Origin of the sequence: Guopingia tenuis, from assembly GCF_014384805.1 — a bacterium.
Classification (GTDB): Bacteria; Bacillota; Clostridia; order Christensenellales; family Christensenellaceae; genus Guopingia; species Guopingia tenuis.
Map to the genome: position 1 here is coordinate 492,048 of NZ_JACRSS010000001.1, position 14,936 is coordinate 506,983.

15 protein-coding genes are annotated in these 14,936 nt (G+C 53.7%); all 15 read right to left on the minus strand.

The features are described from left to right. Positions 1–21: 21 nt before the first annotated feature. The 15 genes from infB to minC all read right to left on the minus strand — a co-directional run bounded on the left by infB (position 22) and on the right by minC (position 14,770). Entirely contained in the window at positions 22–2,634 is a 2,613-nt protein-coding gene (gene infB / locus H8693_RS02420; protein ID WP_283243722.1) for a translation initiation factor IF-2, read from the minus strand. A gap of 3 nt (positions 2,635–2,637) precedes the next feature. Beyond that, positions 2,638–2,940, minus strand: coding sequence for a L7Ae/L30e/S12e/Gadd45 family ribosomal protein (locus H8693_RS02425; protein ID WP_249279644.1), 303 nt, complete (start codon positions 2,938–2,940; stop codon positions 2,638–2,640). 10 nt (positions 2,941–2,950) lie between these two features. Further along, a complete protein-coding gene (gene rnpM / locus H8693_RS02430; RefSeq protein ID WP_330605684.1) occupies positions 2,951–3,229 on the minus strand; it encodes an RNase P modulator RnpM in 279 nt (92 codons plus the stop codon). 27 nt (positions 3,230–3,256) lie between these two features. After that, complete coding sequence (nusA, locus tag H8693_RS02435) at positions 3,257–4,378, minus strand: transcription termination factor NusA (RefSeq protein WP_249279645.1); 1,122 nt, start codon at positions 4,376–4,378, stop codon at positions 3,257–3,259. Positions 4,379–4,392: 14 nt separating this feature from the next. Beyond that, positions 4,393–4,857, minus strand: a complete 465-nt coding sequence (locus H8693_RS02440; RefSeq protein ID WP_178618756.1) for a ribosome maturation factor RimP — start codon at positions 4,855–4,857, stop codon at positions 4,393–4,395. Positions 4,858–5,017: 160 nt separating this feature from the next. Continuing rightward, complete coding sequence (locus H8693_RS02445; protein ID WP_178618758.1) at positions 5,018–6,559, minus strand: Rne/Rng family ribonuclease; 1,542 nt, start codon at positions 6,557–6,559, stop codon at positions 5,018–5,020. Between the two features lie 37 nt (positions 6,560–6,596). After that, the gene (locus tag H8693_RS02450) at positions 6,597–7,265 is read right to left on the minus strand and encodes a TIGR03936 family radical SAM-associated protein (RefSeq protein WP_249279646.1); all 669 of its coding nucleotides are present in this window, start codon (positions 7,263–7,265) and stop codon (positions 6,597–6,599) included. Further along, the gene (locus H8693_RS02455) at positions 7,262–9,076 is read right to left on the minus strand and encodes a TIGR03960 family B12-binding radical SAM protein (RefSeq protein ID WP_249280099.1); all 1,815 of its coding nucleotides are present in this window, start codon (positions 9,074–9,076) and stop codon (positions 7,262–7,264) included. Before H8693_RS02455 ends, H8693_RS02450 begins: the two co-directional genes overlap by 4 nt. A gap of 159 nt (positions 9,077–9,235) precedes the next feature. Further along, a complete protein-coding gene (locus H8693_RS02460; protein WP_249279647.1) occupies positions 9,236–9,622 on the minus strand; it encodes a VOC family protein in 387 nt (128 codons plus the stop codon). Positions 9,623–9,735: 113 nt separating this feature from the next. Next, entirely contained in the window at positions 9,736–10,608 is an 873-nt protein-coding gene (locus H8693_RS02465) for a M50 family metallopeptidase (RefSeq protein WP_249279648.1), read from the minus strand. Then, on the minus strand, positions 10,605–11,339 hold the full coding sequence (locus H8693_RS02470) for a M23 family metallopeptidase (RefSeq protein WP_249279649.1): 735 nt from the start codon (positions 11,337–11,339) through the stop codon (positions 10,605–10,607). Before H8693_RS02470 ends, H8693_RS02465 begins: the two co-directional genes overlap by 4 nt. 138 nt (positions 11,340–11,477) lie before the next feature. Then, the gene (rodA, locus tag H8693_RS02475) at positions 11,478–12,647 is read right to left on the minus strand and encodes a rod shape-determining protein RodA (protein WP_249279650.1); all 1,170 of its coding nucleotides are present in this window, start codon (positions 12,645–12,647) and stop codon (positions 11,478–11,480) included. A gap of 319 nt (positions 12,648–12,966) precedes the next feature. Next, a complete protein-coding gene (minE, locus tag H8693_RS02480; RefSeq protein ID WP_283243724.1) occupies positions 12,967–13,257 on the minus strand; it encodes a cell division topological specificity factor MinE in 291 nt (96 codons plus the stop codon). Positions 13,258–13,294: 37 nt separating this feature from the next. Continuing rightward, entirely contained in the window at positions 13,295–14,089 is a 795-nt protein-coding gene (gene minD / locus H8693_RS02485) for a septum site-determining protein MinD (protein WP_178618772.1), read from the minus strand. 30 nt (positions 14,090–14,119) lie between these two features. After that, entirely contained in the window at positions 14,120–14,770 is a 651-nt protein-coding gene (gene minC / locus H8693_RS02490; RefSeq protein ID WP_249279651.1) for a septum site-determining protein MinC, read from the minus strand. Positions 14,771–14,936 lie beyond the last annotated feature (166 nt).

The following is a 14,936-nucleotide window of genomic DNA, read 5'->3' on the forward strand; positions in this document are numbered from 1 at the left end:
TCCCGCCAAATCTCTTTGGCTTTATCTTTCGACTTCCACGACCTCAAAGACTTCCAGAATATCTCCTTCTTTAATGTCGTTGAAGTTATCCAGCGTAATGCCGCACTCATATCCAGCGGCAACTTCCTTCGCGTCGTCTTTAAACCGTTTCAGCGAGCTCAGCTTTCCTTCGTGGATCACGATGGAATCCCGGAGCAGGCGGACGCTGGCGTTGCGCACAACCTTGCCGTCCTGCACATAGCAGCCCGCCACGGTTCCGACGCTGGAAACCTTGAAGGTCTGCCGGACCTCCACATGCCCGATAACCTTTTCCTCATATTCCGGAGCCAGCATGCCCTGCATCGCCTTTGTGATGTCCTCAATGGCGTTATAAATGACGCGGTACAGCCGGATATCCACATTCTCCCGCTCGGCCGCCGCACTGACCGCCGCATCCGGCCGCACGTTGAAGCCGATGATAATGGCGTTGGAAGCCGAGGCCAGAAGAATATCCGATTCGCTGATGGCGCCCACCGCGCCATGAATAACGCGGACGCGGACTTCGTCGTTGGAGAGCTTCTCCAGGGACTGACGTACAGCCTCCACCGATCCCTGTACATCTGCCTTGACCACCAGGTTCAGATCCTTGATCTGTCCCTCAGCAATCTGGCTGAACAAATCATCCAGGGATACCTTGGACATGCTCTTGAGCTTCGCCGCCTTGATCTTATCCCGGCGCTCCTCGGCCACCTGGCGGGAAAGTTTATCCTGCTCTACAGCATAGATGATGTCGCCCGCTTCCGGCACTTCCGAAAATCCGATGACCTCCACCGGCTGCGAGGGGCCCGCCGCCTTGACGGCCTTGCCCTCGTCGTTGAGCATGGCGCGAACCCGGCCATATGCCGTTCCTGCAACAATCGTATCCTGCACCCGCAGCGTTCCATTCTGCACCAGCACAGTCGCCACCGGACCGCGGCCCTTATCCAGGCGTGCCTCGATGATCGTCCCCTTGGCCAGACGGTTGGGGTTGGCTTTCAGCTCCTGTACATCCGCAACCAGAAGAATCATTTCCAAGAGAGAGGAAATCCCCTCCCCCGTGAGAGCGGAAACCGGAACCATGATGGTGTCGCCGCCCCATTCCTCTGCAACCAGCTCGTATTCCGTCAGGTTTTGCTTGATGCGCTCGACGTTGGCGCCTTCCTTGTCGATCTTGTTGATGGCGACAATGATGGGCACTTTTGCCGATTTTGCATGGTTGATGGCCTCAATGGTCTGGGGCATTACGCCGTCATCCGCAGCAACCACCAGAACCGCAATATCCGTCGCCTGCGCGCCCCGGGCCCGCATAGCCGTAAAGGCTTCGTGCCCCGGCGTATCCAGGAAGGTGATGGACTGCCCCTTGATTTTAATAGTATAAGCACCAATGTGCTGGGTTATTCCGCCTGCTTCGCCCGCCGTCACTTTTGTCTTGCGGATGGCATCCAGCAGAGAAGTTTTTCCATGATCCACATGACCCATGATGGTCACAACCGGCGGCCGGGGCTGCAGATCCTCTTCTGCGTCCTCCTTGTCCTCCGCGATCAGCACATCCTCTGCCGTCTGCTCAAACCGTTGTTCCAGCGTAATCCCGAAATCGTCGGCGACAAGCGAAGCCGTGTCGTAATCGATTTCCGAATTGATGGTGCACATCATGCCCAGAAGCAGCAACTTTTTCAGAATCTCTGCCACGGGCTTTCCCGTCTTTTCCGCAAACAGCTTGACTGACACCGTGTCACCAGTGATGACGGCCTTGTCGATCCGGATGGGTTCAATGGGAGCCGCCTGCTTGGGGCGGTCCTTCTTACGCACTTTTTTGGAACCGCGGGGGAATTCATCCTCCGCAAAAACGCCCTTTTCTTTAATCATAGACCGGCGCTTGCGGGCAGCCAAATCGTCCTCTGCCTTTTTCTTCCGTGCATCGTGGGTATTGGGCTTCTGTCCGCCTGCCGGAGGCGCAAACGCGGCCCGGGGCTTCGCGTCCGTTTTGGAGCGATGGCGCACATCGTTCCCTTCGTTATCTTTATCGCGGTTAAAAGGCGGACGCCCGCCCGCATTATATCCATTGCGGTTATTCTGGTTGTTATAGGGGCGTTCCCCCTGCGGACGCTGCGAATAGCTACCCTGCCGGTTCTGCCCATTGTTATTCTGCCGCGGCTGGGCCGTGCGTCCAGCCGGATTCTGCGTCTGCGGGCGCTGTTCCTCCCGCGGGCGTGCCTGAGCCGGTCTTGGCGCTTCGGCAGCCGGCTTTCTCTCCTCCGCAGGTTTTTCCGGCTGCTCCGTGACGGGGGCTGCTGTTTCGCGCTCTGCCTGAGGTTTTGGCTGCACTTCTGCTTCTGCCTGCGGCGCGGCTTCCGGGGCCTTGCTCTCGCTCACCGTCTCCGCCGCCTTTGCCTCGGGGGCTTCCGCTGCTGCATTTGCTTGAGCTTCCTGCTCCGCACGCGCCTGTTCCCGCCGTTCATCCCGCTCACGGATGCGCGTCAAAAGCTCAGATTCCAGCTTTTTGGCGTTCTGCATCTGCGTCTGCGATTCGCTCTGCGTTTGGATCACCTGATCCAGCACGTCGTTTGCATAGGTATTGAGTGTTTTGTTCATTTCTAAAATCTTCAACTTGCCCAAGCGTTACACCTCCGAACAGCTTTCGCTGTGTTTCAAAATCTCAATGAGCCGATCCGCAAATCCCTTTTGCATCACGCCCACAATTTTCTTTTCGCCCTTCCCGCAGGACGCTCCCAGCTTCCCCGCAGGCCCGGCTTCCGCCAGCTGCACCCGATAGTACGCACACATATCCCGCATGCTTTTTTTGGATGCCGCTGAAAGAGCCTCGTCTATGATGACCAGCTTTGCCCTGCCGCTCTTCACGCCGCTTTCCACCGCGCCCGCCCCAAAGGCCAGCGCCCTGGCTTTCGCCGCGAATCCCAACATGGCAAAAAAATCATTTCCCAATCTCACGCCGCAAAATCACCCGTTTCAGTTCCTGGAAGGTTTCCTCTGTCAGCTCAGCGCCCAGCGCCCGGTTGAGGGCCCGCGTCTTATACGCCCGTTCCAGGCACGCCACATCCGGGCAGATATAGGCTCCGCGCCCGGGGGCTTTGCCCGTCACATCCACGCTCACAGCCCCTTCCTGGCTGCGAACGATGCGGATCAATTCTTTCTTTGGCTTTCCCTCGCGGCATGCAACGCACATCCGCACGGGTATTTTCCGTTGTTTCACACAATCTCTCCTGCTGGTTTTTCTCTCTTATTCGTTAAAATCCGGTCCTTCAAAATCCAAAGAGGCTTCGTCAAAGTCTCCGCCCTCCTCGGGATTTTCCGGGCCAAACAGATTGTCGACAATCTGGGACTGGCACTTGATATCAATTTTATACCCCGTCAGCTTCGCCGCTAAACGCGCGTTCTGCCCTTCCTTGCCGATGGCCAGGGAAAGCTGATAATCCGGGACGATGACCTTGGCCGCTTTTTCCTCTTCGTTTACCTGCACCATGATGACCTTGGCCGGCCGCAGGGCATTGGCGATAAACTCCGCCGGGTCCTTGCTCCAGGGAATCACATCGATGCGTTCCCCGTTCAGTTCTTCTACAACCTGCTCGATGCGGCTGCCCTTCGGCCCCACGCAAGCGCCCACAGGATCCACATTTTCGTCGTCCGTATAGACGGCAATTTTGCTGCGCTGGCCAGCCTCCCGGGCAATGCTCTTGATCGTGACGACATTCTGGGAAATCTCCGGCACCTCCAGCTCAAACAGGCGCTTAATCAGCCCCGGATGCGACCGGGATGTGACGATCTGCGGCCCCTTCGCCGTCTTGCGGACCTCAATGACATAGACCTTCATCCGCTTGTTGATATCATACCGTTCGCCGGGAATCGTCTCGTTCATGGGCAGAATGCCCTCGGCGCGGCCCAGTTCCAGATAATAGCAGCCCCGTTCCTGCCGCAGCACGGTGCCGGTCATAATCTCATTTTCCTTTTCAATATACTGGTCAAAGATAATGCCGCGCTCGGCCTCCCGGATGCGCTGCACCACCACCTGCTTGGCGGTCTGCGCCGCAATCCGTCCAAAGGAAGAAGGCGTAACTTCCACTTCGATGGTGTCCCCCACCTCATAGGCGGGATTGATGGCCCGGGCGTCGTCCAGGCTCATTTCAAAGGTTTCGTCAAACACATCGTCCACGACGTTTTTCTCGGCAAATACCTTGATTTCGCCCGTCTCCTGGTCGATGGTCACCCGCGCGTTCTGCGTAATGCCAAAATTGCGTTTATAGGCAGAGATCAGGGCCGTTTCGATGGCATCAATCAAGATCTCTTTGCTGATTCCCTTCTCCCGCTCTAAATCTTCCAAAGCGTTCATAAATTCTGCGTTCATCTTGTTCCCCCCAATTAAAAATCTATATGCAGCCGCACCTGGGCAATCTGTTCCCGGGAAAACTGCATCTCCTTTTGCCGTTCATCTGCAAGGACAAGGGTCTGCTCGTCAAAACGCATAAGCGTTCCGCAAAACTCCTTTTTGCCGTCTTGCTTCTGATACAGCTTCACATCCACCTTTTTTCCAATCGAATCCTGGAAATCCTTCTCCCGCTTCAATGGCCGGTCGATTCCCGGCGAAGATACGCATAAAACATAGGATTCCGAAATCGGATCGGCAATATCCATGGGTTCGTCGATGGCGCGGCTGACCGCCTCGCAGTCGTCCAGATCCACGCCGCCCGGCTTATCGATATAAATGACAAGCTCGCTCTCGCCGCCCTTTTTAAATGTATATTCGATATCCACCAGTGCAAAGCCCATTTGGGAAAGAATCGGCGCCACCACCGCTTCCACGGCTTCTTCCACTTTTTTTGACAAATTCCCGCCTCCTGTTAACGTGCTCTTAATTTGCCGATATAAAGTCAAAGAGTGGGTGTTTCCCCCACTCTTCCATTCAAGAGCTCTATTTCAGCTCCCATTTTAGCATAGTTGCGCGGGGTTTACAAGGAAAAAATCTCTTTTTCAGGGATTTTCTCCATCAACAGAAGACCATGGCCTCCTTGATCGCCTTTTCCTTTGCCTTTCCCTGTCCGCCAAGCGGCGTCACCTTGATTTCATGGGTATGGAAAAACTTGTTTTCCGAAATATAGAAGGACAGGCCCTCATAATCCGCGAGAATCGCCAGATTCTGGTTGTTTTTCTCAATGATATATTTGGCGACGCTGGGAGCCACCTCCACCAGATAGCTCGCCGCATCGTTATGCAGCACGACCCGGTTGACCTCCCGCCGCACCCGCATGGCCATGGCGGCATCTGAATAGACTTTTCCCTTGCCCGTGCAGTGGGGGCAGGTCGTCTGCAAAAGGGCGGACAGCTTGCGCCGCACCTTTTTGCGCGTCATCTCCACAAGGCCCAGCTCGGTGATCCCCAAAACGTTGGTTTTGGTCCGGTCCTGCTTCAGGGCCTCTTCCAGCGCCTCCACCACTTTCTGCTTGTTTTCTTCGCTCTCCATGTCGATGAAGTCGATAACCACGATCCCGCCGATATCCCGCAGGCGGAGCTGCCGGGCGATCTCTTTGGCCGCCTCGATGTTGGCCGTGAGGATCGTTTCCTGAAAATCGTTTTCGCCGATATATTTGCCGGTGTTGACGTCAATTACCGTCAGCGCCTCGGTCTCGTCAATCACAAGATAGGAGCCGTTGTTCATCCAAACCTTGCGCTGCATGGCCTTTTCGATTTTGTTTTCGATGCCATAGACGTCGAATATATTCTCCTCCGAATCAAAGTATTTCACCTTGTCCAGCAGAGCCGGCGTCGTGATCTCCACAACCGCCAGCACCTTTTCATAATAATCCTTATCCTTGATGACAAACTGATCGATATCGTTGTTGAACAAATCCCGCACTGTCCGGAACAAAAGCGTCTCCTCGGAATGGATCAGCCGGGGCGCCGAAAAGAAATCCGCCTTGGACTGGATCTTTCCCCAAAGCCGGGCAAGGAACTGCATTTCGCTCTCAAATTCCTCCCGGGTGCCGCCCTCTGCCGCCGTCCGCACGATCACGCCCATCCCTTCGGGCTTGATCTGGGAAAACAGGTCCTTGAGCCGCTCGCGCTCGGCCTCGTTCACAATCTTGCGGGATACGCCCACATGATCCACCGTGGGCATCAAAACCATCATCCGTCCCGGAAGTGTGATATGCGTGGTGACCCTGGCGCCTTTGGTTCCTCCCTGCTGCTTCAAAACCTGCACCATGATCTCCTGGCCCTGCTTGAGCATATCGCGGATATTCATCTGCTTTAGCTGCTTATCGATGTCCTCCGGCTTTTCCCCTTCAAATTCAAAATCCGATTTATCCACCAGAATATCGCCCGCATAGAGAAATGCGTTTTTGTCCAGGCCCACGTCCACAAACGCCGCCTGCATTCCCGGAAGGATATTGCAGACACGCCCTTTATAGATATTCCCCACCAGTCTTTCGCAGCCGCGCATCTCCACATGGATCTCCGCCAGCTCGCCATCCTCCAAAAGCGCCACCCGCGCCTCATGAGGATTAACGTCTGCGATAATTTCTTTTTTCATGAACGAACCTCCAAAAAACTTATCTCATAGGCCCCGGTCACCGCTGAAAAAGCGTATCCAAAGCCTTTAAATTGCCGTCTTGCAGCGTATACAGCTCTTTTCGCACTACCCTGCCGGAAAAAGCCCTGCCGGTCTGCCGGGCCAGCGTATCCAGGAGTGTAAAAGGGCTCAGGGACTGAGAACCGGACAGAGCCAGCCACAGCAGGATTGTATCTCCCGCCATTTCCGCATGAAGAATCAGCGGGCGGATATCCATTTCCCGGGTTTTCCCCTTGCGCATTTTGGTAATCACACAATGTTCCTGCGCCAGAAGGGCACGGAGCGCCTCTCCCAGCTCCCGGGCATTTTCTTCGGGATAGACCTCATAGGCCGCCGCTTCCACCAGAGCCATGAGCTTTTTCCCCGGCTCTTCCAGCTCTCCCACGGCTTCCACGCAAAAGCCGCCGGGAAGCGCCCGGCATAATAGTTCTTTCACCTGCTCCGGCTCCACTGGCGCCGTGGTGAAAAACTCCATATATTCCCCCGTGGATTCCAGGCCTACGGCCATGGCCGAGGCAAAAGAGGTCACGATATGGGGGTTAAATCCCTGGGAATACCGTACAGGCAGGCCTGTGCGGCGCAGGGTTCTGGAAAACATGCTCTGCACGTCCAGATGCGAGATAAACTTTGTCATCCCGAGGCGGGAAAACTTTACGCCGATTCTCATTTTTCAAAGCACCTCCCGCCAAGGCCGCAGCCCGTGCAGCCCTCCCGGCAGTCGGGCGTGCAGACCGCTTCCCGGGCCCGCTTCAGCTCCCGCACCAGATAGGATTTTTTTACATAGCAGTCGATATGATCCCAGGGCAGAATTTCGTCTACATCCCGCTCCCGGTAGATATAGAATTCCGGATCAATGCCCGCCCGCAAAAAGGCGTCCGTCCAGAATTCATTTTGAAAATAATCCTGCCAGCTGTCAAACATGGCTCCGTTTTCCTGGGCATATAGCAGAACCTTTCCCAGCCGCCGGTCGCCCCGGGCGAAAACGGCTTCCAGATAGCTTAGCTGCGCCTCATGCCAATTATAGCGCACGCCGCGCATTTTCAGCTGCTCCCGCAGGTATTCCTGTTTGGCATGCAGCTCGTCCATCGTATCCTGTTTTTCCCATTGGAAGGGAGTAAACGGCTTGGGGACAAAGGAAGATGTGCTCACATGAATGCTGAGCGCGCCCGACCGCTGTTCTTTGGGCAACGAGAAAAACACCCCGCGAATCTTTTTCACCAGATCCACAATGCCGTCCAAATCGGCATAAGTCTCCGTGGGCAAGCCGATCATAAAATATAGCTTTATGCTGCTGGCGCCGCTTTCAAAGGCATAGCGAACGCCCCGCATGATGTCCTCTTCGGTAATATTCTTGTTGATGACGTCCCGCAGGCGCTGGGTCCCCGCCTCAGGGGCAAAGGTATAGCTGCTCTTGCGCGCTCCCTGCATGCGCTTGGCATATTCCTTGTCAAAAGAGTCGATGCGCAGAGACGGCAGCGAAACACTGACATGATCCTTCTCATATTTCTCGATGAGGCCGATAGACAGCTCCTCAATGGTGCTGTAGTCCCCCGAACTCAGCGATAAAAGGGAAATCTCCTCATATCCCGTGTCCTTCAGGATACAGTCCGCCTGGCGGAACAGCGTCTCCTGCTTCCGCTCCCGCACAGGCCGATAGATAAATCCCGCCTGGCAGAACCGGCATCCCCGGGTGCAGCCGCGGAAAATCTCCAGAACTGCCCGGTCGTGGACAGGGCGCAGGAACGGCACCATAAATTTTTCCGGATAATACGACGCATCCAAATCCTTCACATACCGCTTGCGGATGGGCATCTGCGGCCCATCTATGGATGCCACCCTTCCGTCCGCGCAATATGTTATGGTATAGAGCGAGGGGACATACACTCCCGGGATCTGCGCCGCCTCTTCCAGAAAGGCCTTCTTCTCAAATCCCTTTTCCTTGTGGGCCTTATAGAGGTCGAGCAGTTCCATGTTGACCTCTTCTCCCTCCCCGATGATGAACAGATCGATAAAATCCGCCAGAGGCTCGGCATTATAGGTGCAGGCGCCGCCCGCAATGACCAGGGGAAGCCCGTCCCGCTGGGAAGCCAGCTTGGGAAGCCCCGCCAGCTCCAGCATGGCGAGAACCGTCGTATAACACATCTCATAGGAGAGATTGAACCCAATGATATCAAATTCTGCCGCGGGCGTATAGGTTTCCAGAGAATAGAGAGGAATCCCCGCCTCCTTCATGCAGTCCTGCATGTCCTTAAAGGGCGCATAGGTGCGCTCGGCATAGGTATCCTCCCGCTCGTTGGTCAGATGGTAGAGAATGGTTGTCCCCAGATGGGACATGCCCACTTCATAAACGTCCGGAAAAGCGAACAAAAAGCGAATGGGAACATCCACTGGCTTGCGGACCATATTCGGCTCTCCGCCGATATACCGCGCCGGTTTCTCCACCTTGGGCAATATGCTCTCCAAAACTTTCCGATCTATCAAAAGGTCTTCCTCCACAAATATCCAAATAAAAAGTATGGCCGCATGAACCGCGGCCTCTTTGCATGTCTCTTCTTTTGCTGCCCGTCAGACGGCACGACTTCTGCTGTTTCCAATAATATCTATATAGGCTTTAGACGAGAAATATCCCGCCGGCGCCTATGCGCTATACACACAAATTTCCACTAAATTCCCGTCTGGATCGCGTAAATATACGCTCTGCATTTCTCCCAAAGCCCCAATCCGCTTAACAATCCCCATTTCCGGCTCCAGCGGCGCTTTCTTCTTCTGCAGTTCCTTATATATTTCCTGAATGCTGCCTTCCGCCCGGACGCAGAAATCTTGGCTGCCATAGGCCGGAACGGCCGCAACAGGTCTGGCCCCTGTTTGCATCTCATGCAGATGGATTTTGCAGTCTCCAAACAGCAATGCCGTATTCACTCCCCGCTGCTCAGCGCGCATGTCCAAAATATCCCTATAAAACTCAATTGCAGCCTGCAAATCTGAAACTACAAGAACAATATGATCCATCCCTTTTAGCTTCACTGCCACACTCCTGCAAAACAAAATACACGCATTCCTGCTTTTGCGCAATTCAAACCTTTGCTATTATACCATCAATCCCAAGAGAGGTCAAACATCAACCCGCAAAATACCTTTTATTTTTCCTGGGTCAGCGTCTGCATGGGAGCGGCCGTTCCCTCTTTTACCACGCCCCGCAGCAGCTCGGATTCGCTCAGCCGTCCGATCACCCGAAGGTCATCATCCAAAACATAGACCATATTATATTTGCGGGTATCCAGGTCGGGAAGCACTTCCCCCATCGTCCGGCTTTTGTGTACGGCCAGATTTTTTATGTCCACCGTCGTCCGCCGTCGAATGGCGTCCCGCTTTCCAGTGGTGTTTTTCAAAAACATATAGGCGGCATTTTTAAAATGGCGGATGGAAGCATAGAGCATGAAGCTGCTCATGAGCAGGATCGTGGGATTGAAATTTCCTGTCGCCGCCATATAAATCCCTATACCCAAAAGCAAGCTCCCCACGCAGATTCCCAGAATGCTGGTGAGCCGCGTCGCCCGAAGCGGCGGCATGCTGATGCTCAAAACCGAAGCCAGAATCCGCCCGCCGTCCAGCGGCAGGGCCGGCAGGAGATTCATGGCCGCCAGCATGACGTTGGATCGGAAAAAGGCCTCCAAAAAGGCCGAAGGCTCCGCAAACCGCAGGGCAACATAACAGGCCGCTGCCGTGAGAATGTTGACGGCCGGGCCGGCCGCCGCCATGGCGATCTCCTTGCTTCCATTGATTACGGCAAAGCTCTCCACATGAGCCGTGCACCCAAAGGGCATCAGCTCCAGGCTGGAAACCCGCACACCCAGGGCCGAGGCCATAATGGAATGGGCGCATTCATGGAGAAAAAGCGCGGCAAAAAAGGCCGCAACAGAGGCGGCCCCATTGATACATGCCATGACGATGGCGACGGGGATAAAGATCAAATTGATGACCAGCCGCCCATCCAACAGCTTGATGCTCATTTTCCAACAACCGTTTCGTTCACGTCTTTGGCGCTCAGAGAATCCACATAACCGATATTGCTCACCGTTTCCAGGCAAAGGACTTCGCCCGAGAGCTTGCCGATGGTCTGCGCCGTTGTCACCTGGTCCCCGGCCGTCACCGTGGGGATGAGTCCCTGATAGGTGGTCTGCGTGCTGTTGTTGTTCTCAACGATTACTGTATCCTGGGTGGTCTTTATGACAGTGCCTGAGAGAATCGAGCTGACGTCCGTGTTGGCTTCGCTTTTGATCTTCACGCCCTTTTCGGTTTCCGAAAATGTCTCCACCACTTCTCCCTCCAGAGGCAGGCTGTATGCCGATGCGCTGACCGCAGTGGCGTCTGACTGTTCCTCTCCATTCACAAATTTCAGGCGGCCCAAATCTTCATCCATCTGCATTTCGCTGGATGTCGCCTCCTCAATGCCTTGGGAAACGTTGTTGGCTATGGTCGTATCCATGGATTTGATTCCCCAGATTCCAAAAGCCAGAAGAGCGCAGATCGCCGTGTTCCGGAGCAGTTTTTTATAGGTATGGGGCATCGCTTCCCCTTTTTTCTTCCATTCTCCCCATGCGCCGAACTTCGTCCGCTTCTCTTCTTTCCCGGGCAATTGACGCATGCGCTCCTCATCAAAAATTCGGTCGCGGCTTTGGCTCGCTGTCCGCGAGACAAACTCTGTGTTGCTGGTGGTCTGCCGGTTTCTTTTTTCCTCCATATGCGTTTTCATTCCTTTCTATCCGGAAATTGCCGGTATCAATTCCTTCTCTTTTCTATGTATATGGGAAGGCTTCCCAAAATATATCCCCGCAAAAGAAAAGAGGACGAATTTCTCGTCCCCTTTTTTCCAAAACCGCTATATATTATATCGCGTTCGCCGCATATTCACATTGAGCACCAGCCCCAGTGCCAGCATCATTGTCAGCATATTGGAACCGCCATAGCTGAACAGGGGAAGCGGAATACCCGTCACCGGCATCAGCCCGATGTTCATGCCGATATTTTCAAACACATGGAACAGCAGCATGAAGGATACTCCCAAAATGAGATACGTTCCAAAATCGTCCTTGGCCCGCATGGAAAGCCGAATCAGACGATAGATCAGCAGCCCATAGAGAATAATCAGAATCATTCCTCCCACAAAGCCCACGGCCTCGCTGGTAGCGGCAAAAATAAAGTCGGTCTGCTTTTCCGGCAGATAATTCCCCTGCTGGGTCAGCAGGTCATCGGAAAACAGCCCCTTGCCGTTGAGTCCGCCCGAGCTCCCGACGATTTTCGCCCGGAGCATATGAAATCCCGATCCCTCGGTATCCCGGGAAGGATCGAAAAACGTATAGATCCGCTCTTTTTGGTAATCCGCCATAAAGAGCCACGCCACCGGCAGCATGGCCAGGGCGCCGCCCAGCAGCGACCCAATAATCTTAAAGCTGGTTTTGGACATGAAGAGCAGCCCAATAAACACCACGGCATATACCATGGCAGAGCCCCAGTCCGGCTGCAAAAGGATCAGTCCGAAGGGAATGAGAAAACGCCAAAGCATGGGCCAGATATCGCGGAAACGGGTAATTCCTTCGGTTTTTCCTTCCGTGCGCTGGGCAAATTCCTTGGCCAGCACCACGATCATCAGGATCTTGCAGAACTCAGCGGGCTGAATGCCCCGGTTTCCGATCTTAAACCAGCCTGTTGTTCCATTGATGGTTTGCCCAAATAACCAGACAGCCACCAGCAGCGCCACCATGATCCAATACATAATATTGGAAAAATCCCGCAGATTATTATAATCCAAAAATAACAGAACGATTATAGCCGCAATCCCAATCCCAAAAAAGATCAGTTGCAGCCCAGCATAGCTCCAATCCAGCTGTCCCAAATATTCTTCAAACGTCATATCCTCGCCGGAAAACCCTGGAGAAGTTGCGCTTGTAACCGCAATGGCTCCATAGATAACAATAGCGACCACGATTATAAGCAGGAACCAATCTATATTTTTTAACATGCTCTTGCTGAAGAGATTGTTTTTTTTCATTCGTTGAACAACGTCCTTCCGGTTCTTTCGTATCTGTTTATTTAGTATACACTATTTGCGCCCGGCCTGGCAAATCCGTCATAAAAAGTTCATAAACCTTTGACAACATATTCGCATGCAAAACGGCATTCTCCCCCTCTGCTCTGCATACCGTATGCGGGAAAACTCCTTCCGGCTATTTTTGCCTGCCGCATTTCCGTTTCCTTTTATTGCGCGCCGGCAAACGGCAGCCCCTTCAGAGCCTTTTTATCCGGGGCAACTCTTCTCTTCCGTTTATTGATTTCACAAAAAAACCGGCAGCCTCTGCCGGTTTTTCCTGTTATTTCTGATATCTGTTTTTCCCCAATTTTTTCACCTTGCGGATGGGGATATTCGCCACCAGCTCGCTGGTCACTCCCTCACCTGTGTTGTTCGAGGTTTTGATATCCAGATCAATCTCTTCTTCCTCAATTTCGATATACTGGGAAATGACCCGCATGATATCCCGTTTCATCATCTCAATCATCTCATTATTGGAAGACGTCCCTGCCCGGTCATATATCAAAACCAGCTTCAACCTGTCTTTCGCGACAGAGCTGCTCTTTCTCGATCTCTTTCCAAACAAACCCATACCGATTCCTCCTTACCTCGCCCAAGGGCAGCCCATGTCAGTTTTTCCCAAAGAGCTTTTTCATCTTGCCGAAGAATCCGCTCTTTTCTTCCATATCCATAATGGGAATCTCCTTGCCCAAAATCCGCTGGGTAATATTGCGATAGGCGCTTCCCGCCCGGGATTTATCGTCGGTCACCGCCGGTTCGCCCAGGTTGCTGGAACGGAAGATCATTTCATCTTCCGGGACTACGCCGATAAGATCGACGCCCAGAATTTCCAATGTATCCTCAATGGCCAGCATATCGCCCTTTTTCACAAGATCCGGCCGGATACGGTTGATCAGCAGCTTCACATCCGTAATCTCACTGGCGGAAAGCAAGCCGATGATCCGGTCTGCGTCGCGGACGGAGGAAACCTCCGGCACCGTCACCACGATGGCGCTTTTCGCGCCCGCAATGGCATTCTGAAAGCCCTGCTCGATGCCTGCCGGGCAGTCGATCAGGACATAGTCAAATTCCTTTTCTAACTCCTCCACAAGCGCCTTTGCCTGCTCAGGCGACACCGCCATTTTGTTGCGGGTCTGCGCCGCGGGCAGAAGATAGAGCCCGTCATACCGCTTGTCCTTAATGAGCGCCTGCTTCAGGCGGCAGGTTCCTTCCACCACATCCACCAGGTCATATACGATCCGGTTTTCCAATCCCAAAACCACATCCAGATTGCGAAGCCCAATATCCGTATCCATCAAGACGACAGACTTTCCAGCCCGGGCAAGTCCAACGCCCAGGTTCGCCGTTGTCGTCGTTTTTCCAACGCCGCCTTTTCCCGAAGTCACTACAATTACGTTATTCATCTATGCCCCTCCATTATGTTTTTCAACAACTCATCCAACTTGATCCACAACCACCTTGCCATCCTGCAGGTAGACAACCTCCGGCCCCTCGATCTCCCGGTCTTTGGGGATAATGGCAATCTTTCCGCAGATCCGCACCTGCTGCGGCAAAAGATAGTTTGCGGCAATGCAGACATCCCTCCGGCCAGAGGCGCCGGCATGAGCCAGCCCCCGCAATTTTCCAAAAACGGCGATATTGCCGCCGGCAATCAGCTCCGCGCCGGGGTTCACATCTCCCAGCACCACAATATCCCCCTTGGATTCCATGCGCTGCCCGCCCCGGACAGTGGACCGGACAAACAGGCTTTCGCCCTCCTGCCCAATAATTTCCATTCGCTCCACCTCGTCTTTTGGGGAGTCCTGCGGCTGCGGCGGCATGGGCCTTTCGGGTTCGCTCTTTTCCTCATCCTCCGCAAAAACCGTATTCTGAATTTGTAATTCACGATAAAAATAACCGGAAATTTCCTTTTTTTGAAGGTCTGTGAAATGCTTTCCAAAAAAGATAGCCGGGAGCTTCATGCCCCGGTAAAACGCTTTGTTTTCTCCCAGCTTGCGGAACAGCTCCTCCTTGATATCCGGATACGCCATGGAGCTTTCAATCCAAAATTCCAGCCCTTCCTGCGTACTTTTGACAGTAATCACTCGTTTCCTCCATCATACTCCGCAAAAATTGAAAATCATGGCGCATGCCCGTGATATGCACTGCTGCAATCCATAATTTCCCATAAAAAGAATCTCTCTAAAAAAGGGATTTTCCCTCCCGTCCAATTATACCTTATAAACAAACAGACTGCAATCGGTTTTGCAG